Consider the following 19,971-nt stretch of genomic DNA (forward strand, 5'->3'; position numbering starts at 1 on the left):
TTATGATAAATTCAATTAAGTAATGATTGCTCTCGTGTTACAATAGAAAGAAAATGAGATAAGCCCTCGGAATACCGATGGTATGAGATGAAACCATGAATAATATTGAAAAATTACAACAGTTAACCCAAATGACCCGTCAAGAAATTTCTGATGCACTTGATGTTGCAAGTGAAACCGTTTTGGCTTGGGAAAACGAAGCCATCATGCCAGCGGTCAGTGAACTAGAAGCGCTCAGTGGTATTTTTTCAGCGCAATTGGATGCCAAGGGTATTGAGACACAAAAAATAGCGCACCCTATTCACATTCGCCTATCTGTCGACTATTTGTTGAATCTTGGTATAACAATGTCAGACTGGATAACCTTAAAATGGGCATTTGAAGGTCAGTGGGAATCTGATAAACTTGCAGTTGGCTTTTTTGATAACAATCAATTAACACGAATCGTCGAAACAGAATCAGAATTTATTGCTGCTTTCGCTGGCTATTTAATTTTACAAACTGATGGTGAGTTTGAACCCTATATTGATGAATTTAACGATGATAAAGAATATGATTGGCGCTTGATTCGCCATAGTGGCGAAACGTTTACAGACGTGACTCGTATGCTTGTCACGACTGAATTGACGGAGATAAAGCATGGTTGAAAATTTAATTATAGCGACAGATGCTTACAAGTTAACTCACCATTTACAGTATCCTGATGATATTACTAAGTTATATTCCTATGGCGAAGCACGTGTCGGTGGTCAGTTTGATCAAGTCAGTTGGTTTGGTTTGGGGATGATTTTGCATGATTATTTTCATACCAAAATTACTGATGATATGATAGACGAAGCTGAAAAAATGTCTTTACAAACATTTGGAACATCAGCTTACTTTAATCGTGCTGTCTGGGAAAAAGTTCGTGACTTAGGCTACTTTCCTGTTACTATCAAGGCATTACCTGAAGGCATGACTGTGCCAACGGGAAATGCGTTATTTACAATTGAAACGACAGCACCGTGGTTTGCCACAACGTTGAATGCTTTGGAAGTCATTTTAATGCATGTCTGGTATCCAACGACAATTGCCACTAACTCTATGGTGATTAAAAAACGTTTGCGGCCATTGTTTGAGCAGTCTGGTTCAGTTGATGGTTTGTTTTTAGCAGTGAATGATTTTGGGCTGCGAGGCGCTACGAGTTTGGAATCTGGCAAACGCGGGGGTGCTGCGCATTTGTTACATTTTCAAGGATCTGATAATTTGGCGGCGTCACAATACTTCGAGAACGTTTATGGTATTGCGGGTCGGGCTTTGTCTGTTTGGGCGACTGAACATTCGGTCGCAACTGCTTATGGTGATGGTCAAGGTGAATTCGATTACGTGAATGCGCAACTTGATCGTGCACCAGAAGATGCGGTTTTGTCGATCGTGATCGATTCTTATGATGCCATCAACTTTGTCAAAAATGTGATTGGATCTGATTCAATTAAATCAAGAATCATGAAACGATCAGGTAGAATAGTTTTACGTCCTGATTCAGGTGATCCTGAACAGATTGATTTAGAGGTATTAAGGTGTTTGGGTGACATTTTTGGTACTGAAACAAACGATAAAGGCTATCGCGTGATTAAACATAATGTTGGTATTATTCAAGGTGATGGTATGAAAGCTGATACCATCGTATCACTTTATGAAAAGCTGCTGGCAGAAGGGTGGTCAGCTGATAATTTGGTTGTTGGTTCTGGTGGTGGCTTGCTACAAGAAGGATTCACACGTGATACCGAACGGTTTGCTATTAAAGCCGCGTATGCCGAGAAATCTAACGGTGATCATCTCAACATTCAAAAAATGCCTAAAACTGATGTCTCAAAGGCATCAAAATCGGGACGTTTGAAAGTCATTCAGCGTGAGCAAAAGATCATCACTGTTTCGCAAAACGAACCTGGTGAAGATCTATTAGAGGTAGTCTACCATAATGGGATTGTGTCACCAATTAATGGTGCAGACATATTGGCTCGCGCCAACAATCATGATTGAAAGGACTAATAACAAGTGGGATTAAACTATCATTTTAGTAAACAGCCAAGTGATGACGATATGTCAGTAAAAGTCACCCGACTAGATGAAAAAGCCGCAGCACAAGCATGGCGTCAACGTGATAAGCGCGATCATCAACCAATTAGTGAACCTGAAACAGGTATGGTTGGGCGTGGTATTAAAGCATTAGGCACTGAATCAGCTATCGGAAAAGATGAAAGAAAAGCGCAAATGCAAGTTTTGTTTAATCAGGGGATGACTAGTTACATTGATTTAGCTTTTGAAATGAACTTAGCAGAATCAACAATAAGACGCTATGGTAAAGAGCTTGGTTTAACATTTATTGATCAAGAATTTTAATCAATATGTTGTTCACAAAACAAGGTTATAACTTAAGATTAAAGACAAGTAAATAATTACCTTGACATTTTCTAATTTTCAAGGGATAATAGTTAAAAATACTTATATATTTCACATAGAGGTTGCGATTGACATTGCGCCTGCCGGAGCTCTTGTAGGGGTTGATGGTAGGTTAGGGGACGTCGCCGAAATACGTTTTATCTACAAATGAAACGTGTTGGGCTAAGGGTTAAGAACCGTTAGACTGTCGCATACGTGCGGTGAGCTATGGCAACTGTCAAAATTGGTAAATTAAAAAAGCCGTTAGACTGTAACCGTGAGGCTCAGACTAATGGCTTTTTATTGTGAATAAGGGGAAAGCATGAGTTATCCAACGAATACGAATCAGCATTTAACAATTGAAGACGTCGATACCATTGAATTAGCGAAAAAGTATGGCACACCGCTGTATGTTTATGATGTAAGTCATATCAGACAGACAATCCGTGCTTTTAAACAAGTATTTGAACAAGAAAAGATTCCATTTGTGATTAGTTATGCTGGAAAAGCATTTGCCACAAAAGCAATCTATCAAGTTGTCGCTCAGGAAGGCATTCATGCAGATGTGGTGTCTGGTGGTGAATTATATACAGCGCTGGCTGCTGGCTTTCCAGCAGCGCATTTAAGTTTTAATGGCAATAATAAAAGTTATGATGAATTGACATTTGCTGTTAAGCAGGGTGTTGGGACAATTATTGTCGATAATTTTTTAGAACTAAAATTACTTTCTGAAATTGCTGAAAAAAATGCCATTAAACAGGACATTTTGTTACGAATTTCGCCTGGCATTTCAGCACATACGCACGAATTTATCAGTACCGGTCAGCAAGATAGTAAATTTGGTTTTGATTTAATATCTGGGCAGGCGAAAGAGGCTTTTGACATTGCCATCAATGATGATCATTTAAACTTACGTGGTTTGCACGCACATATTGGGTCACAAATTTTTGATGTCACTGGTTTTGAACAAAACGCCGCGCTTCTTGCTGATACAGCTAATGCTTGGGGATGGCAACCTGAAGTCATTAACGCCGGTGGTGGTTTTGGTATTAAATATACTGATGAGGATAAGCCGTTACCTGAAAGTGAATTTGCACAGGCTATTATTCGTGTATTGAAAGCAAAAGCTGCTGAATATGATTGGAAAATGCCAGAAATATGGATTGAACCTGGACGTTCAATTGTTGGACCGGCTGGAAAAACACTGTATACAATTGGCTCAAGAAAAGACATTCCTGATATTCGCCATTATTTGGCCGTTGATGGTGGTATGGGTGATAATATTCGACCAGCGTTATATCAAGCTAATTACACAGCCGTATTAGCCAATCAACCGAATGCTCAAACTGAAGAAGTTGTTCGGGTTGCTGGTAAATATTGCGAATCTGGTGATGTATTAGTCTGGCAACAAGCTTTACCGGCCATAAAACCAGGGGATATCTTAGCGGTAAATGCAACGGGTGCTTATGGTTATGCCATGGCCTCGAACTATAACCGTAATCCCAGACCGGCAGTGGTATTTGTCGAAAACGGCCAACACCAATTGATTGTAGAACGAGAAACATTTGAACATTTAGTGTCATTAGACCGAGATTATACTTTAGGAGAATAGTAGAATGCCTGAAAACGAAGCACAACGTTTGATCAACTTTATTGCAAATGCACCCAAAAAGACACCCGTGAAAGTAACCTATAAAGGATCACTTAATGCTGAGGTGCCAGATCAAGTCAAACATTTTGGTAATGATATTTTTGGTCAGTTAATCGGTGATTGGGCTGATGTTGCGCCATTGATTTCAAATTTGCCAGAAGACAGTGTTTTAATTGAAAATGATTCACGTAATTCAGCAGTACCGTTGCTGGACAAGAAGGCTATCAATGCTCGAATTGAGCCTGGCGCTACTATTCGTGATCAAGTTAGCATTGGTGATTCAGCTGTAATTATGCTTGGTGCTGTCATTAATATTGGTGCCGAAATTGGCGCGGGGACAATGATTGATATGGGAGCCGTCCTTGGTGGCCGTGCGATTGTTGGTAAAAATTCACATATTGGTGCTGGTGCCGTACTGGCGGGTGTGATTGAACCAGTATCTGCCCAACCTGTGCGAGTTGGAGATAATGTTTTGGTTGGTGCAAATGCGGTCGTCATTGAAGGCGTGCAAGTTGGTGACGGTGCCGTTGTTGCTGCTGGTGCGATTGTCACCAAAGATGTACCGGCAAACACGGTGGTTGCTGGTGTACCTGCCAAAGTAATCAAAACAATTGATGAACAAACCCAACAAAAAACCGCTTTAATTGATGCACTAAGGAGTCTTTAATGACAGTTTCCGAAGCAGATATACAAACATTTCGGCGTGAATTACACCAAATACCAGAACTAGCTTTAGCCGAATTTCAAACACATGATTATTTGCTCAAAAAAGTTCAGTCATGGCAGACTGATTTTATGACCATAAGAGAGGTACCTGAGCTACCGACAGCTTTGTTAGTAAGATTTGAGGGTTCCCATCCTAAAAGAACAATTGGTTACCGATCAGATATTGATGCTTTGCCAATTACAGAAGATACGCAGCTACCATTTTCTTCAATACACGATGGTCGCATGCATGCCTGTGGGCATGATGTTCACATGAGTTTGGCTTTGGCCATTACTAAATATTTCAGTGAACATCAGCCAGAAGATCATGTCATTATCTTTTTCCAACCAGCAGAAGAAGAAAAGAGTGGTGGAAAATTAGCTTATGAACTGAATTTATTTGAAGGGCAATGGCGCCCCGATGAATTCTATGGTATTCATGATCAACCTGATTTACCTGCTGGTACTTTGAGTACGTTAGCAGGCACTTTATTTGCTGGTACTGCTGAGTTAAAGGTGGATGTCATTGGTCAAGGCGGTCATGCAGCCTATCCTCACTTGGTTCATGATCCAATTGTAGGCGCCGCGGAGTTGATCACAACGTTACAAACAGTTGTTTCGCGTGGTGTTGATCCAATTGAAGGCGGGGTTGTCAGTATTGGCACAATCCAAGGTGGCTTCGCAAATAACGTTATTCCAGATCGTGTTCATTTGGAAGGTACAGTACGTAGCATGACATTAGCTGGATTGAAAACGATGATGGCACGCATTCAAAAAATAGCTGATGGTATTGCGTTAGCCAATGATTTGACTATCGAAGTGTCTTTGGAAAGTGGCAGTTATTTGCCAGTGGAAAATGATCCGAAATTGGCTGAAAACTTGATCAATTACATGACGGAAGATGACAATATCAACTTTGAATTAGCCAAACCGGCTATGACGGGCGAGGATTTTGGGTATTTATTACAGCATATTCCTGGCGTGATGTTGTGGTTAGGCGTAAATGATTCCCATCCACTTCATAGTGCCAAGCTTAACATTGATGAAGCAGCACTGATGTCCGGATTTTTGGCCCTTAAATCCTTTTTAGTTTATCGCATGACGCAAGGAGATTGAAAATGTACGAAAATATTCGTTTAATCACCGCAATTGTAACACCGTTTACAGCCAATGACAGTATTGATTATAACGCGTTGGATGGTTTGATAGAACATCTGCTGCAACATGGTACGCAAGGTTTTGTTGTTGCAGGTACAACAGGCGAATCTCCCACATTAACTCACGAAGAAAAGCTGGCTTTAACCACGCATATTGTCCAACAAGTCAGCGGGAGTGCGTTAGTAATTGCGAATGCTGGCTCTAATAATACTAAAGAGTCTGTTATGGCAGCGCGCGAATTAAGTGCTATTGCAGGCGTTGATGGTATTTTAGCGGTTACACCTTACTATAATAAGCCAAGTCAGGCAGGCATGATTGCTCACTTTGAAGCCATTGCAGACGCTTCGAGCAAGCCAGTCATGCTTTACAATATTCCGGGCCGCACCGTGGTTGGTTTGACAATAGACAGTGTTTTAAAGCTTGCAAAGCATCCAAACATTAACGCTATTAAAGAAACAACTTCGGTTGATTTAATTGCAGCTGAAGTTGCTGGTACGACTGATTTCTCAGTTTATACTGGTGAAGATGCGATGACCTTATCTGCTTACGTTGTGGGTGGGGCGGGAACTATTTCAGTCGCTTCACACATATATGGTGATGAGATGACGGCACTATTTAAAGCGATGGCGACAAATAATTGGCAAGAAGCTGGTCGATTGCAACGCTACCTGACGCCAAGAATGAATGCGCTATTTGCTTATCCATCTCCAGCACCAGTAAAAACAAAACTGGCAGATCTTGGTCTGATAAGAGAAGATGTTCGATTGCCAATTTTAGCCTTGGCTGAAGCTGAAAAAGCACATCTGAATGATTTATTGGAGAACTCATGACAAAAATTATTTTAGCAGGTGGCTTCGGCAAATTAGGTGAGGCGATTCAAAATGGTCTCAAGGCCGATTATGAAATTGTTGGCATTTTAAGTGGGCATCAGCATGATAGTGACATACCAGTTTGGACATCTCTTGAAGATATTGATGTATCAGCAGATATCTGGCTTGATGTGAGCACACCAGCGACCGTATATGAGAACGCCCAGTATGCAATTGCTCATCATATGGCATTAGTCATTGGTGCGACAGGATTAAGCGATGCGCAAGTTGCTCACCTTAAAGCTTCAGCGACAAATGGTATTTTAATTGTCCCAAACTTTAGTTTGTCAGCTGTATTGTTAATGCAATTTTCAAAAACGGCTGCGCAATATTTTCCAGATGTAGAAATTGTTGAAGCGCATAATCCCAAAAAAGTGGACTCACCCTCTGGCACGGCTAAACAAACTGCACGGATGATTGCGAGTTCACGACGTGAGGCACCAACGCAGACAACGCTGGGTGAAGCACGTGGCGAAAGAGTTGATGATGTGCCTGTGCATGCGATGCGTTTACCAGGTTACATTGCGCAACAAACAGTGTACTTTGGCGGTATTGATGAGCAACTTACATTGTCACAAAGCACAACAAGTCGTGCTGCGTTTGTGCCAGGTGTCATTATGGCATTAAATGCTGTTACAAAATTAGATCATCTCGTAATTGGACTTGACCAGTTATTAGACTAAAAAAGTTACTTCAGTGATGAACCGAAGTAACTTTTTTTATTGATTATAAACACCATCGGCGATATCAGCCAAAGTATCACGAGAAGGGATAAAGAAAAGTTGACCTGATAAAATATCTGAAAATGTGAGTAAATAATCAGACTGTTCTACCATATTTGTTAGCATGCCTTTGGTAACTGACCAATAGCGTGAATACCCAATGAAGTAAGTACCGGTGTTGCCTAAAGCTGGATCTGAAAATGGTACATTCATGCGAACAATTTTTTGTTCTTCGCCATTTTTTTCAAATTTAGAAGCAACGTTGTGAGCGTTCTTGAATTTGTCATCATCTTCTAATTCTAGATCGGTAAATTTTTCACGTCCTATTGCTTTTTCTTGGGTTTCATTATTGAGATGTCCCCAAAAATCCATATTGTGATGCCACTTTTGGGCAAAAGCATAAGAACCGTTGATGAATTTAGGATCTTCCTCACCAATGAGGGCATAACCAGCAGCATCTTCAACGGCCGGCGCTTCCGTACCATCAATAAAACCAATGATTGCACGTCCCTCAAAATATCGGAATCCCTTAGTTTCATCAACAACATCAGTGATATTTTTTAGAAAACGCATAAATTGTGTTTGCGCTTCATAGACAACAGCTTCATTACTAGCGCGTATGTGGAAAAAAAGATCGCCAGTTGAAGCAGGCATTTCGTATTCTGGACCCTTAACACCGCTGAATGTTTCTAATTCAGCAGGCTTAGGTTGATTTGGGAAAAGATATTCCCAAGCTGTTTCACTAAATCCAATGGCAACTTTCAAGCTTGATTCTGTTGCTAAATGAGAATCACGAATGCGTAACGAACGAATAATTGCCTGTGAACGGTCAGCAAATTCCTGAATCGCAGCTTGGGTCTTTGAGCGATCTATTCTCTTTAACTTGAGCACAGTGAATTGAACGTGCTCGCCAACATCTTTCCAAACATCTTGTGCTTTTAATGGATTAATTGTCATTTTTTCCCTCCAATTATTAATCTAGTGCTATCATACGCTAAATAATCATTTTAATCAATAATCATTCTAAATAACATTAGTTCTAATGTACCTATAAATCACATAAAATTCACATTTATCATGTAAAATAAACGTAAATAGGTAATAATATTAGTTTTATGATGATTAAGTAAGACTATTTTGCATTATTAACATTATAATAGCCAATATTGAGCAAGGAGAAGCGATATGGAAATTAGAATCATCGGCGCTAGTCATGCCGGCATAGCGTGTGCGTTACGCGCGAGGGAAGAAAATCCAGACAGTAACATTATCATTTATGAAAAGCAAAAAAGTATCGGTTTTGTAGCGCAAAGTATACCGCTCTATTTAGCTGGCGATAGTAATTTTTTGAAGTTATCAAGTTATACCACAATTGCTGAACTAGAAGAAAAGCATATTACGGTTAAAACACAAACTGTGATTGATGCTGTTGATCTCAATCATAAGTCAATTCACTATGTTGACACGGTTTATGATGTAACCAAGGAGGATCATTTTGATAAATTAGTCATTGCGACTGGCTCATATCCCAGTCTGTCCTTAGTCCAAGATGGTTTTTTGGATAAACTATATGTTATCAAAAAATTTGAAGATGCGGTCAAAATTAAACAATTAATGGCTGAAAGTCGGAGTTGTATTGTGATTGGTGGTGGCGCTATTGGCATTGAAATGGCTAAAATTTTGAGTGAATTGAAAATTGATACCACAATCATTCATTCTTCAGATTTCATCTTAAACCGATATTTGGATAAAGAAATTGCGCTTGATATGCAAAATGCATTGGTAGAAAATGGCGTTAAAATTATCACAAATACTTTGATTACGAGCATTGACGAGGAAATTCTACAAGATAACAATCGGAAAATTAGTCGTGTCAGGACGGCTGATGGTCAACATTTTGAGGCTGACGGTATTATTTATGCAACTGGGTTTAGACCCAATTCGTTTTTAGTTGCTGATCAAGTTGCACTGGGTGATCGCGGCGCGATTATTGTAGACGATTACATGCAAACGAGTCATCCGGATGTCTATGCCGTTGGTGATTGTGCGACAACCAAGCTAACCAACGTGAAGGAACCAACTTATGTGCCACACGCGAGTGATGCTATTCGCCAAGGAGACGTTGCAGGCGTTAATTTGGCCGGCAATAGTGTGAAATTGAAAAATTCACAAGGTACGTACAAACTTAATTTTGATCGTGATATTTCGTTGTGTATGTCTGGTTTGACAAACGAAAAGGCGAAGCGAGAAGGTTTTGATAGCGATGTTGTCTCTATCAGAGATCAGTATGTTAGTGGCAATGGTTTCTTTGAAGCTTACTTGGTTTATGAAAAAGAGACGCACAAAATATTAGGTATCCAGTGTAAAGGATCAGCCTTTGAGGTTGGCGCGCAAGCAGAGATTATTTCGCTAGCCATCCAAAATAATTTAACGGTTGAAGACCTTCAATACAGTGATTTTTATTTCAAACATGGCTTCAATAATCCTAGAAGTTTCACGCAAATTCTTGCTGATACGATTCGCCAAAAAGAAAGAGCCGTCAAGTAAAGTTGGCGTTGGAAAGGAGTGCTGACAATGGTAACAAACCAGAAGATTAGCGAGTTAGACTATTGCTATGTGTCATGGGAACTTTTGCAAGAATTAGAAAAAAACGCCTTTTCCAGAAATGAGTGTATCAGAGCATTTAAAAAAGAGTCAAACGACAGACAATCGCTGATTACAAGTGTTGTGGCATTAATTTTACCAATGATTTTATTGGGAAGCATTGTGTTTTCTAATCGCGCAGCAAGTTTAATGTATGGCAGCACTGGCACGACTGAAAATATTTGGACGCGGGTTGTTGGATTATTAATGTTGTCGGCCTTTTTATTCTTAATCGTCTATATGTTGTCAAAAGAATTGTCAAAATATAAGGCTTTTAGGCCAATTAAAAAATTAATTAATCAAGATTTAGAGGCAAACTTACGATTAGAAGTTGATGCAATTGATCAGAAAGCTTCAAAAATTGTCAACGATTCGATACTTAAGGACTCAAAGATTCCAGAAAAATTTCTGTCATCTGAGTTTTTACTGGTCATTATCAAATATATGGAAAGTGGGCAAGCATCATTTATTAAAGAAGCGGTATATGCTTTACAACTCGACCTTAAAAATACAGGCTATTATGCCAATATTTTCCCAAAAGAGACGCTTTTACAATTGGAAAAGAAGTATCTGTTGAACCGTAATGATAACTTGGCACAAAAAATTGAATTGGCTGAAAAAAATGACTGACAAAAATATACAATCCAATACTAAGCAATTTAGTCAAGAAAGTGTTTTTATTGCGGTTGATGATAAGGTCTCAAATACGCAAGATGTGAAAAATTTTGTGCAAGATGATTTTTTTGACAAAGGACACTGGGAACTTAAATTACGACAATTCGGCATCAATTTTGCTTTCTTAATCGTACTCGTGTTGCCAGTCTTGATATTGTTTGATTCACTACAAAATGGTCGCTTTTGGCAATCATTGTATCATTGGCATTATCAAGATGGGTTTGATCTTACTAAATTCTTACAAGCTTCAATCTTAATTGCGATAGTCGTTGTGTTGGTATGCAGTTTGGCATTTTTGGTACGAAATAATTATCGTGAACAGAAAATATATCCGAATCAAATGACGTATAATGACGATAAACTTCAGGCGCGAAAGTCAGTCATGAATGAGCTTTACACGAGTAGATATGGCGATAAAAGCTTTCGTGAATCAACGAAATATTATGCTGTTAATGAAGAACAAAATATTGATGATCACCTAATTAGTGACTTATTTAAGGAAAGTGGGGTAGAAATTAAATGAAGCAAATTCTGACAGTTTTTGTGCAAATTTTGACCCTATATCCGATTATCGGCGCTATTGCTTGGACTATTGGTGGTATTTTTTATCGCACAGTGTACGTTGGTAAAATTTTGGATCGTGATTTTAAAAAAATTCGAGTTGAAAAAGAGCCAATGATTACAATCATGATTCCTTGCCATAATGAAGAAATGGTTATTGAAGATACGATTGATTATTTAATGAACGATTTGGAATATCATAATTATGAAGTGCTGGTTTGTGATGATGGCTCAACTGATACAACCCCTGAAATTTTGTCTAGACTAAGTGTTAAATATGAGAAGTTACGTGTTTTACGTGTCAATAAGAATAAGGGTAAAGCACATGCTTTTAATATCGGGTTATCTTTTTGTCGTGGGGACTATATTTTGAGTAACGATGCGGATACGGTGTGTGCGCCAGATGGGCTTTGGAAGTACATGAATTATTTTTTGCGCCCTGGTGGTCAAAATGTTGCTGCCGTCACAGCAAACATAGATGTCCAAAATCGGTCTTTACTATTGGAAAAATCACAAACCGTTGAGTTTTCCAGCATTGTGGGTATTATTAAAAGATCACAGCTTGGTGTTCTTGGCAGTATGTATGCTTATTCAGGTGCAAATACAATGTATCGCAAGGACGCTGTGCTTGATTGTGGCGGATTACGTCAGGATCGTGCAACCGAAGACATATCGATAGCTTGGGATCAACAATTTAACGGATGGCAAGGCATTTTTGCGCCAGATATACTATGTTACATCAACGTGCCTAGCACGCTGAGCATGTTATATAGTCAAAGGAAAAGATGGGCCAAAGGTGGCACAGAAGCTTGGATTACCAATTTTACTCGTATTTTTAAGCATCCAATTCGACATGTTTCAAAAATTGTTTTGTTAATAGATCAGACAGGCAGTATCATTTGGAGCTTTTATTATTTAATCTTTACCACTTGGTTAGCGTTAAGATTACTGTATTTTCTTTTTACCAACGATACTGAGCAATTAGTTCATACGTTGGATATTGCGTTTGTCTTCTCGGCATTCATCTCGATGGTTGGCATCTGGCAATTAGTGGCATCATTAGCGCTTGATAATCACGGTGCAAAATTAAAATATCTCCTATTTGCACCCATGTATATGGCATGGTATTGGCAAATGAACGCCATTACAATAGTTGTTACTTTTATTCCAGCCCTGAAAAGCGTCTTGGGATTATCTGGGCAAGGGACATGGGTTAGCCCAACTAGAACAAAAATGAAAAAATAAATTTGGAGGTAGTCATGATTTTGCTAGGAGCAGTGCCACAATTGACCCAAAATACACAGATTAATTTTTGGGTGAGCGTTGCTGTACTTGTATTGTGCTTTTTTGGTATGATATTAACCAGTATAGTATGCAATCAAAATCGTCGAGAGTGGTATCAAAAAAGAAATGAAATCACGCAGAAACATTATTATCTGGTAAATAAAGATTTTATTGTTAGCGTCTTTGTAATGGTGCTATCTTTTCTTTTTTTTATTTTGATGTTTGTGACTTTTGCTGCTCACTTGATGAATTGAACTTATATTGTTTTTTAGGCTGATTTTGGTTGACAGAGGAGAAATATCACATCGTTATGAAAATAATAACCAAAATTTCAGTTCAAAAACAAGCTGGTCGATACAACATTGATTTAGATAATCAATTTGCGTTTGGTGTATCTGAGAGTGTTCTGATTAAATACGGATTAGCGAAAGGGCGTGAGCTGGATGATGACTTGATTGCTGATATTAAATTGAGCGACGAAGTTGCGAAAGCAATGCGCGTTGCCCTGAACTATCTTGGTCATTCGCTTCGGACAATAAAACAAGTTCAGCTAAAAATGAACGATAAAGACATACCTGAACAAGTGCAATCACAAGTGATCAGTCAATTAGAGGCGCAACATTACCTTGATGACCTTAATTACGCCATGCATTATGTTGCCACTAAAAAAACAATTAGTCCAAAGGGTCCAATTGTTATTAAAATGGCGCTTAAACAAGCAGGTGTCTCTGATAGCGACATTGAAGAAGCATTGGCAACCTACACCGTTGAGGAACAAATCATCATTGCAACACAAATCGCCCAAAAAGCAGCTGTTACGTATAAACGAGAATCAATGCGCAGTAAGCAACAAAAAATCATTACGGCACTCGCTACAAAAGGTTTTTCTTTTGATATGGCACAAAATGCGGTTAGTCATTTAGAGGAAGAAAATGATGATCAGTCAGAGCTAGAAAATATTCAACGAGAAGCTGATAAATTATGGCGACGCTATCATCGTGACGATAATTCAAAACGCCAATTTAAAACGAAAAAAGGTCTCTACGCAAAAGGATACACTTCTGATTTAATTGATAGCGTATTGGCTAATTTAATGCTGGAAGACGACTAGTAAATTGTGGTATACTGAAATAGAAATTCGGTGTTAGAAGAGTAGGTAGCGTTATGAGCGTTGATAAACCAGGTCGCGGGCCACGCGAAGGTGATTTCATCACGATCAAAAGCTATAAGCACGACGGCTCGTTGCATCGAACTTGGCGCGATACCATGGTTTTAAAGACCAGTGAGAACGCGATTATTGGCCTAAATGATCATACTTTAGTGACTGAAGACGATGGTCGGCGTTGGGTGACACGTGAACCAGCCATTGTTTATTTCCACAAAAAGTATTGGTTTAACATCATTGCGATGATTCGTGATAATGGCGTATCGTATTATTGTAATTTAGCATCTCCTTATGTATTGGATAAAGAGGCGCTTAAATATATTGACTACGATCTTGATGTTAAAGTGTTTCCAGATGGCGAAAAACATTTACTAGACGCTGACGAATACGCAGCTCACAGTAAGAAATGGCATTATCCACCAGAAATCGATAAGATTTTAAAAGCACATGTCAAAATTTTGGTTGATTGGATTAACGCTGGCACGGGTCCGTTTTCGCAGGGTTATGTAGATGTTTGGTACGCAAGGTATCAGTATTTGATGCAACAGCGGTTGAAAGATCGTCGTTGAAATAAAGCATTTGATTATTTGAATGCTTTTTTGTTTGGTCATTTATATGCAAACAAAAAGGCTCAATTTGATTAAATAGAGCCTAAACGATTACTTATCTTTATCCATTTCCTCAAATTCGCCATCAAATGTCGATGGGTCTTGTTGCGTTTGATGATTCATGTGCGGTTGAATAAACCTCTGGCGAATCCAGAAAGCAAATGCAATCAATAAAATAAAACCGACGACCGCCCAGAAGTTTTTCACGATAAAAGCTAGTAATAAGATAATCACGATGGCGAAAATGAGTCGCGAAACAACACCGAATGTATTAACGAACATAAAAGTGATTAAATAAATAAAAGCTATCAAAATAAAGAATGGGACTAATAGAATACCAAGCATTGGTTGTTCTCCTTACATAACTAATTGTTGTCATTTTAACATAGGACTATTAAAAATGATATGTATATAGAACAGTTCATATGAGCAACGAAGGTTATAATCTGTTAAAATGGGTACTATGAAAACGTTAAAAACACATTATTTAATTGCACCAGTAACCACGATATTATTGACAGTAACAATTGTTGTTTTTGTGATTGAGCTGGTCGTCAGTGGTGGGACAACCGACAATAGCTATTTTTTGGTCCAAGTAGGTGCTAAATGGGGACCTTATATCAAGGACGATTCGCAATATTGGCGTTTAATCACGCCTATATTTTTGCACGCTGGTTTTATGCATATTGTCACTAACATGCTGACTTTGTGGTTTATTGGTCCAATAGCAGAAGACGCTTTTGGTAGCCGTAAGTTTTTGGGATTATACTTTTTTTCCGGTATTTCAGGTAATATTTTTTCGTATTTATTTTCGCCAAATACGATTTCAGTTGGTGCCTCGACAGCATTATTCGGCTTATTTGGTGGCTTGATGATATTTGCTTATCAGTTCCGTCATGACCCCAACGTAAGGGCATTAGGATCAATGATGGGATTGTTTATTTTATTGACATTGTTGTCAAGTTTTTCTGCCACAAATATTGACCTTTGGGGGCATTTTGGCGGCTTCATTGGTGGTGTAATGTTTGCCATGATTTTTGGTTTTTATAGTCGTAACGGCAAATTCAGCTGGCATGTTCGGCTAGTGATGGTATTACTGACAGTGCTTTTAATCGGATTAACTGTCTTTATGGGAGTAAGATCATGAAAACTTTTTATGATGTTCTACAATATTTAAAAGAATTCGGTGTGTATATTCATGTTGGTAAGCGGCTGTGGGACATCGAAATGGCTGCTTTAGAAGTCGATAATTTATATAAAGCCGATATTATACAACCAAAAATGTATGCAACAATGAAAGTCATTTTGGCACACGAACATCGATTGGAACTTGAAAGTCCCAGTGATTGACTATCATTGTTTTTTTTAGACTGTGAAACCGCTTGCACTTGGCTAGTCATATCTGTTAGAATGAGTAGGTAATCAATTCATACGGAGGAAATATGTTGTCCTCATTGAGGCTGTCCAGTGAACTTGCAGTCATTAAATCGGGCAACATTATTATAATTATCATGGCAAAAGATAAACTTATCGGTGTCGATCTTGGTGGTACAACTATCAAGTTTGCAATTTTGACAGATCAAGGTGAAATTCAGCAAAAATGGTCAATCAAAACAAATATTCTAGATGATGGTGCTCATATTGTTCCAGATATTGTGGAATCAATTAATCACCACCTTGATTTGTATCAACTGGATCATGATCGTATTATCGGTATTGGCATGGGAACGCCAGGCACTGTTAATCGGGTTACTGGTACGGTAACGGGTGCTTTTAACCTTAATTGGAAGACTGAGCAACCAGTTAAAGCAGATATTGAATCTGGTACTGGATTTACATTGACGATTGATAATGATGCTAACTCAGCAGCGCTTGGCGAAGCTTGGAAAGGTGCTGGAAACAACGATGATGAAGTGTCGTTTGTAACATTAGGCACTGGTGTTGGTGGTGGTTTGGTTGCAAATGGTCAGCTGATTCACGGTACAGTAGGTGCCGGTGGTGAGGTCGGTCATATGGTCGTTGAGCCAAATGGTTATTTGTGCACCTGTGGTAATCGTGGTTGCTTGGAACAATACGCTTCTGCGACAGGTGTCGTTCATTTGGCACAAGATTTGGCGGAAGAATATGTTGGTAACTCAAAGCTGAAAAAGATGATTGATGATGGTGAAGAAGTGACATCAAAAATTGTCTTCGACTTGGCAAAAAACGGAGACTTTTTAGCTAATGAAGTTGTCAACAAAGTGTCATATTATCTCGGATATGCTACGGCAGCAATGTCAAATATTTTGAACCCATCTGCAATTGTTATTGGCGGTGGTGTAGCTGCTGCTGGCGAATTTCTGCGAGCTCGTGTCGAAGAAAATTGGAAGGTGTTTGCATTTCCAACAGTTCGTAATTCAACACGCGTGAAATTAGCCGAATTAGGGAATGATGCTGGTGTAATTGGCGCAGCAAGCCTTGCACGTGCATAAATAAAAAAAGACAAATCAGTATGCAACTGATTTGTCTTTTTTTGCGTATAACAAAATATGTGAGTTGAACGTCGATTATTATAAAATTTTTTAACGCTTAAAATGCGATTATATCAGTATTCTATAGAGAAGATGGCAATAGAGGACACTTTTTGTCCTACTCTTATGCAAAAAATAGTTGTACCATTTTAACTATAACAATTTAGAAAAGCACTGGAGGCAATCGTTTAGTAATGAGCCATATGATAGAACTTGATAGTTTACCCAATCTAACAATCATTAAGAAAAGTGGGGAAGAAACAGAATTTTACGCATACAAAATCAATTTTATTTTAACAAAGCTTAATCTGTCTAATCACATTATTGATGTGATTAAGCATGATTTTTATCAATATTTGGATTCTAAAGTCAGTGTGACAACTTCCGAAATTCGCAATCTATTGTGTTCGTTACTCACAAATTATGAACAATTGGATGCTGTTAACGAATATGAGGCATACTATCAGACTGAGAAACAAGACTTTGCAGATGCCGCTAATGTCCAAAAAAGAATTGAAAAACTATTTTCACGAGATGAAGCAGTTGTGCATGAAAATGCAAATAAAGATAGTCGTGTGTTTAATACCCAACGCGATTTGGAAGCGGGGGCAGCTAGTCGAGCCTTGGGACTACAAATGTTACCGCCACTTGTTGCTAAGGCACATTTACGCGGCGATATTCATTGGCATGATTTAGATTATTCACCTGTGACACCAGCAACAAATTGTTGTTTAATCGATTTTGATAATTTGCTGACGAATGGTTATAAAATAGGCAATGCGTGGGTAGATTCACCACATTCTATTCAAACAGCGACAGCACAGATGGCACAAATTATTGCTAATGTCGCTTCGTCGCAGTACGGTGGTTGTTCAGCAAATCGTATTGATCAATTATTGGCACCATACGCGCAGATGAATTATGACAAACATATTGTTGAAGCCGAACAATGGGTAGTTGCTGACAAAAGTGACGCCTACGCTAAAGAAAAAACACGCAAAGATATTTATGATGCGATGCAGGCTTTGGAGTACGAGATTAATACAATGTACTCATCACAAGGACAAACACCATTTACCACCGTTAATTTTGGATTGGGAACTAGTTGGCTTGAACGTGAAATTCAAAAAGCAATTTTGAATATCAGAATTAAGGGATTAGGAAAAGAAAAGCGAACTGCTATTTTCCCAAAGTTGATTTTCACATTAAAAAAAGGATTAAACTTTGCTCCTACTGATCCAAATTACGACATTAAGCAATTGGCGCTTGAATGTTCAACGAAGCGGATGTACCCAGATTTGTTAATGTATGACAAAATTGTTGAACTAACTGGCAGTTTCAAAACACCAATGGGTTGCCGATCGTTTCTACAAGGCTGGCAAGATGAAAATGGTGTCACAGTTAATTCTGGCCGAATGAATTTAGGGGTTGTTTCGGTGAATTTGCCACGTATTTCTCTATTTGCGAAAGGTGATATGGCACTATTTTGGGAAATTTTTGATGAAAAAATGGCGCTATGCCATGAAGCTTTATCGTATCGGATTGAAAGAACAAAAGAAGCTGTTCCTGAAAATGCACCATTGCTCTACATGTACGGCGCATTTGGGAAAAGACTCAAGGCAACTGATAAAGTTGATGAAGTGTTTAAGAATGGACGTGCTACAATTTCATTGGGCTATGTTGGATTATACGAAACATGCTTAACTTTCTTTGGACCAAATTGGGAAAAAAATCCCGAAGCACATACGTTCGCTGAAGAAATTGTGAAAAAGATGCACAAGTATTGCCAACAGTGGGAAGCGGAAAGTGGGTATCATTATAGCCTATACTCGACACCGGCGGAATCACTAACAGATACATTTTGCCATCTCGACAAGCAGAAATTTGGGGATGTGCCTGATATTACAGATAAAGATTATTATACTAATAGTTTTCATTACGACGTTAGAAAGCATCCAACGCCGTTTGAAAAAATAAGTTTTGAAGAGACGTTCCCAAAATATGCGTCGGGCGGATTTATTCATTATTGTGAATATCCTAACTTGAAACAAAATCCACAAGCGTTAGAATTAGTTTGGAATTGGGCTTATGATCATGTCGGTTATTTGGGCACTAACACTTGTATTGATAAATGTTTTAAATGTGGATTTGCTGGTGAATTTAAAGCCACTGCTCGAGGATTTATGTGCCCTGAATGTGGGAACCATGATCCAGCGCTCTGCGATGTTGTCAAGAGAACTTGTGGTTATCTTGGTAATCCGCAACAACGGCCCATGGTTCATGGGCGACATATTGAAATTATTTCGCGTGAAAAGAATATGACCAAGGAGATGATCGAGCATGCCGCGATCTATGCGAAAACCAAACAATCCGATGCCAAAAGAATGGACGGCGCAGAAGTATAGTCAAAACTATATCGCTGACTACAAGGCTTTTAATTTCGTTGATGGCGAGGGGGTGCGTTGTAGCCTTTACGTGAGTGGCTGCCTGTTTCTGTGCCCTGGTTGTTATAACGTTGCTGCTCAAAATTTCCATTTTGGACAACCTTACACGCAAGCATTAGAAGACCAAATTATTGAAGATTTAAGTCAAGATTATGTTCAAGGTTTAACTTTATTGGGTGGAGAGCCATTTCTCAACACGGATGTGTGTCTAAAACTGTGTCGCCGAGTTCGTCAAGAGTTTGGTCATTCAAAAGATATATGGTCTTGGACAGGCTACACTTGGGATGAATTGCAAAACGAAACCTATGATAAAGCGCGTTTATTGTCGTTAATTGATATTTTGGTTGATGGTCGTTTTTTAGAAGAAGAAAAGGACTTAACATTACAATTCAGAGGTAGTGCCAATCAACGAATCATTGACGTACCCAAGTCATTGGCATCCGAGCGAGTTGTAATTTGGGACAAATTGGTGAAATAATGGCGTCACACAAAAAAGCATAATGATTTATCTGTGTTGATGAATCATTATGCTTTTTTGTGTCAAACTGAAAATGT

The 19,971-nt window shown here is 38.8% G+C and carries 21 protein-coding genes and 1 riboswitch; of the genes, 19 read left to right on the plus strand and 2 right to left on the minus strand.

Annotated elements, in window-relative coordinates; translation table 11 throughout:
* Positions 1–95 precede the first annotated feature (95 nt).
* The 8 genes from FF105_RS03475 to dapB all read left to right on the plus strand — a co-directional run bounded on the left by FF105_RS03475 (position 96) and on the right by dapB (position 7,487).
* Complete coding sequence (locus tag FF105_RS03475; RefSeq protein ID WP_010279177.1) at positions 96–647, plus strand: hypothetical protein; 552 nt, start codon at positions 96–98, stop codon at positions 645–647.
* Positions 640–2,022, plus strand: coding sequence for a nicotinate phosphoribosyltransferase (locus FF105_RS03480; protein ID WP_010279180.1), 1,383 nt, complete (start codon positions 640–642; stop codon positions 2,020–2,022). The genes FF105_RS03475 and FF105_RS03480 overlap by 8 nt, the downstream gene beginning before the upstream one ends.
* A gap of 15 nt (positions 2,023–2,037) precedes the next feature.
* Positions 2,038–2,382, plus strand: coding sequence for a hypothetical protein (locus FF105_RS03485; RefSeq protein WP_010279186.1), 345 nt, complete (start codon positions 2,038–2,040; stop codon positions 2,380–2,382).
* A gap of 108 nt (positions 2,383–2,490) precedes the next feature.
* A riboswitch (Lysine riboswitch) is annotated at positions 2,491–2,658 on the plus strand.
* Positions 2,659–2,743: 85 nt separating this feature from the next.
* Positions 2,744–4,033 carry a diaminopimelate decarboxylase gene (lysA, locus tag FF105_RS03490; protein ID WP_147651310.1) on the plus strand — a complete coding sequence of 430 codons (1,290 nt, stop codon included), beginning with the start codon at positions 2,744–2,746 and terminating at the stop codon, positions 4,031–4,033.
* Between the two features lie 4 nt (positions 4,034–4,037).
* A complete protein-coding gene (gene dapD, locus FF105_RS03495) occupies positions 4,038–4,739 on the plus strand; it encodes a 2,3,4,5-tetrahydropyridine-2,6-dicarboxylate N-acetyltransferase (protein ID WP_010279193.1) in 702 nt (233 codons plus the stop codon).
* Entirely contained in the window at positions 4,739–5,893 is a 1,155-nt protein-coding gene (locus FF105_RS03500; protein WP_010279197.1) for an N-acetyldiaminopimelate deacetylase, read from the plus strand. Before dapD ends, FF105_RS03500 begins: the two co-directional genes overlap by 1 nt.
* A gap of 2 nt (positions 5,894–5,895) precedes the next feature.
* Entirely contained in the window at positions 5,896–6,765 is an 870-nt protein-coding gene (gene dapA, locus FF105_RS03505; protein ID WP_010279201.1) for a 4-hydroxy-tetrahydrodipicolinate synthase, read from the plus strand.
* The gene (gene dapB, locus FF105_RS03510; RefSeq protein ID WP_010279204.1) at positions 6,762–7,487 is read left to right on the plus strand and encodes a 4-hydroxy-tetrahydrodipicolinate reductase; all 726 of its coding nucleotides are present in this window, start codon (positions 6,762–6,764) and stop codon (positions 7,485–7,487) included. The genes dapA and dapB overlap by 4 nt, the downstream gene beginning before the upstream one ends.
* Before the next feature lie 36 nt (positions 7,488–7,523).
* Here the strand turns inward: dapB and FF105_RS03515 are convergent, their stop codons facing one another.
* Positions 7,524–8,483 carry a Dyp-type peroxidase gene (locus FF105_RS03515; protein ID WP_010279207.1) on the minus strand — a complete coding sequence of 320 codons (960 nt, stop codon included), beginning with the start codon at positions 8,481–8,483 and terminating at the stop codon, positions 7,524–7,526.
* A gap of 228 nt (positions 8,484–8,711) precedes the next feature.
* On the opposite strand from FF105_RS03515, the gene FF105_RS03520 reads away from it, so the two are divergent.
* The 6 genes from FF105_RS03520 to ntdP all read left to right on the plus strand — a co-directional run bounded on the left by FF105_RS03520 (position 8,712) and on the right by ntdP (position 14,423).
* Positions 8,712–10,073 (plus strand): FAD-dependent oxidoreductase, encoded by a 1,362-nt coding sequence (locus FF105_RS03520; protein ID WP_010279210.1) that lies wholly within the window; start codon positions 8,712–8,714, stop codon positions 10,071–10,073.
* A gap of 27 nt (positions 10,074–10,100) precedes the next feature.
* On the plus strand, positions 10,101–10,799 hold the full coding sequence (locus FF105_RS03525; protein ID WP_010279212.1) for a hypothetical protein: 699 nt from the start codon (positions 10,101–10,103) through the stop codon (positions 10,797–10,799).
* Positions 10,792–11,367: a hypothetical protein gene (locus FF105_RS03530; protein ID WP_139967490.1), complete on the plus strand. Its 576-nt coding sequence runs from the start codon at positions 10,792–10,794 to the stop codon at positions 11,365–11,367. Before FF105_RS03525 ends, FF105_RS03530 begins: the two co-directional genes overlap by 8 nt.
* Positions 11,364–12,650, plus strand: a complete 1,287-nt coding sequence (locus FF105_RS03535) for a glycosyltransferase family 2 protein (RefSeq protein ID WP_010279217.1) — start codon at positions 11,364–11,366, stop codon at positions 12,648–12,650. The genes FF105_RS03530 and FF105_RS03535 overlap by 4 nt, the downstream gene beginning before the upstream one ends.
* A gap of 349 nt (positions 12,651–12,999) precedes the next feature.
* Positions 13,000–13,800 carry a recombination regulator RecX gene (gene recX, locus FF105_RS03540; protein WP_010279225.1) on the plus strand — a complete coding sequence of 267 codons (801 nt, stop codon included), beginning with the start codon at positions 13,000–13,002 and terminating at the stop codon, positions 13,798–13,800.
* A gap of 53 nt (positions 13,801–13,853) precedes the next feature.
* Positions 13,854–14,423, plus strand: a complete 570-nt coding sequence (gene ntdP, locus FF105_RS03545) for a nucleoside tri-diphosphate phosphatase (protein ID WP_004912026.1) — start codon at positions 13,854–13,856, stop codon at positions 14,421–14,423.
* A 90-nt stretch (positions 14,424–14,513) separates the two neighbouring features.
* On the opposite strand, the gene FF105_RS03550 is transcribed toward ntdP, so the two are convergent.
* Complete coding sequence (locus tag FF105_RS03550) at positions 14,514–14,807, minus strand: AFWIR motif membrane protein (protein WP_010279232.1); 294 nt, start codon at positions 14,805–14,807, stop codon at positions 14,514–14,516.
* A gap of 118 nt (positions 14,808–14,925) precedes the next feature.
* Here FF105_RS03550 and FF105_RS03555 point away from each other — a divergent pair, with 118 nt between their 5' ends.
* The 5 genes from FF105_RS03555 (at position 14,926) to nrdG (ending at position 19,894) form a co-directional block, all read left to right on the plus strand.
* Positions 14,926–15,609, plus strand: coding sequence for a rhomboid family intramembrane serine protease (locus FF105_RS03555; protein WP_031941019.1), 684 nt, complete (start codon positions 14,926–14,928; stop codon positions 15,607–15,609).
* Positions 15,606–15,812: a YqgQ family protein gene (locus FF105_RS03560; RefSeq protein ID WP_004912041.1), complete on the plus strand. Its 207-nt coding sequence runs from the start codon at positions 15,606–15,608 to the stop codon at positions 15,810–15,812. Before FF105_RS03555 ends, FF105_RS03560 begins: the two co-directional genes overlap by 4 nt.
* 161 nt (positions 15,813–15,973) lie before the next feature.
* Positions 15,974–16,933, plus strand: coding sequence for an ROK family glucokinase (locus FF105_RS03565; protein ID WP_031941020.1), 960 nt, complete (start codon positions 15,974–15,976; stop codon positions 16,931–16,933).
* Positions 16,934–17,166: 233 nt separating this feature from the next.
* A complete protein-coding gene (gene nrdD, locus FF105_RS03570; RefSeq protein WP_168441466.1) occupies positions 17,167–19,377 on the plus strand; it encodes an anaerobic ribonucleoside-triphosphate reductase in 2,211 nt (736 codons plus the stop codon).
* Positions 19,313–19,894 (plus strand): anaerobic ribonucleoside-triphosphate reductase activating protein, encoded by a 582-nt coding sequence (gene nrdG, locus FF105_RS03575; protein WP_031941021.1) that lies wholly within the window; start codon positions 19,313–19,315, stop codon positions 19,892–19,894. Before nrdD ends, nrdG begins: the two co-directional genes overlap by 65 nt.
* Positions 19,895–19,971 lie beyond the last annotated feature (77 nt).

The sequence above is a fragment of the Leuconostoc sp. UCMA20149 genome (assembly GCF_030400235.1).
GTDB lineage: Bacteria > Bacillota > Bacilli > Lactobacillales > Lactobacillaceae > Leuconostoc > Leuconostoc pseudomesenteroides.

Coding starts and splice junctions, on each gene's coding strand:
- nrdD (WP_168441466.1), top strand. CDS start 17,167: ATGAGCCATATGATAGAACTTGATAGTTTACCCAATCTAACAATCATT.
- FF105_RS03530 (WP_139967490.1), top strand. CDS start 10,792: ATGACTGACAAAAATATACAATCCAATACTAAGCAATTTAGTCAAGAA.
- lysA (WP_147651310.1), top strand. CDS start 2,744: ATGAGTTATCCAACGAATACGAATCAGCATTTAACAATTGAAGACGTC.
- FF105_RS03480 (WP_010279180.1), top strand. CDS start 640: ATGGTTGAAAATTTAATTATAGCGACAGATGCTTACAAGTTAACTCAC.
- nrdG (WP_031941021.1), top strand. CDS start 19,313: ATGCCGCGATCTATGCGAAAACCAAACAATCCGATGCCAAAAGAATGG.
- dapD (WP_010279193.1), top strand. CDS start 4,038: ATGCCTGAAAACGAAGCACAACGTTTGATCAACTTTATTGCAAATGCA.
- recX (WP_010279225.1), top strand. CDS start 13,000: ATGAAAATAATAACCAAAATTTCAGTTCAAAAACAAGCTGGTCGATAC.
- FF105_RS03475 (WP_010279177.1), top strand. CDS start 96: ATGAATAATATTGAAAAATTACAACAGTTAACCCAAATGACCCGTCAA.
- dapB (WP_010279204.1), top strand. CDS start 6,762: ATGACAAAAATTATTTTAGCAGGTGGCTTCGGCAAATTAGGTGAGGCG.
- FF105_RS03520 (WP_010279210.1), top strand. CDS start 8,712: ATGGAAATTAGAATCATCGGCGCTAGTCATGCCGGCATAGCGTGTGCG.
- FF105_RS03500 (WP_010279197.1), top strand. CDS start 4,739: ATGACAGTTTCCGAAGCAGATATACAAACATTTCGGCGTGAATTACAC.
- FF105_RS03535 (WP_010279217.1), top strand. CDS start 11,364: ATGAAGCAAATTCTGACAGTTTTTGTGCAAATTTTGACCCTATATCCG.
- FF105_RS03565 (WP_031941020.1), top strand. CDS start 15,974: ATGGCAAAAGATAAACTTATCGGTGTCGATCTTGGTGGTACAACTATC.
- FF105_RS03555 (WP_031941019.1), top strand. CDS start 14,926: ATGAAAACGTTAAAAACACATTATTTAATTGCACCAGTAACCACGATA.
- FF105_RS03560 (WP_004912041.1), top strand. CDS start 15,606: ATGAAAACTTTTTATGATGTTCTACAATATTTAAAAGAATTCGGTGTG.
- dapA (WP_010279201.1), top strand. CDS start 5,896: ATGTACGAAAATATTCGTTTAATCACCGCAATTGTAACACCGTTTACA.
- ntdP (WP_004912026.1), top strand. CDS start 13,854: ATGAGCGTTGATAAACCAGGTCGCGGGCCACGCGAAGGTGATTTCATC.
- FF105_RS03525 (WP_010279212.1), top strand. CDS start 10,101: ATGGTAACAAACCAGAAGATTAGCGAGTTAGACTATTGCTATGTGTCA.
- FF105_RS03550 (WP_010279232.1), bottom strand. CDS start 14,807: ATGCTTGGTATTCTATTAGTCCCATTCTTTATTTTGATAGCTTTTATT.
- FF105_RS03515 (WP_010279207.1), bottom strand. CDS start 8,483: ATGACAATTAATCCATTAAAAGCACAAGATGTTTGGAAAGATGTTGGC.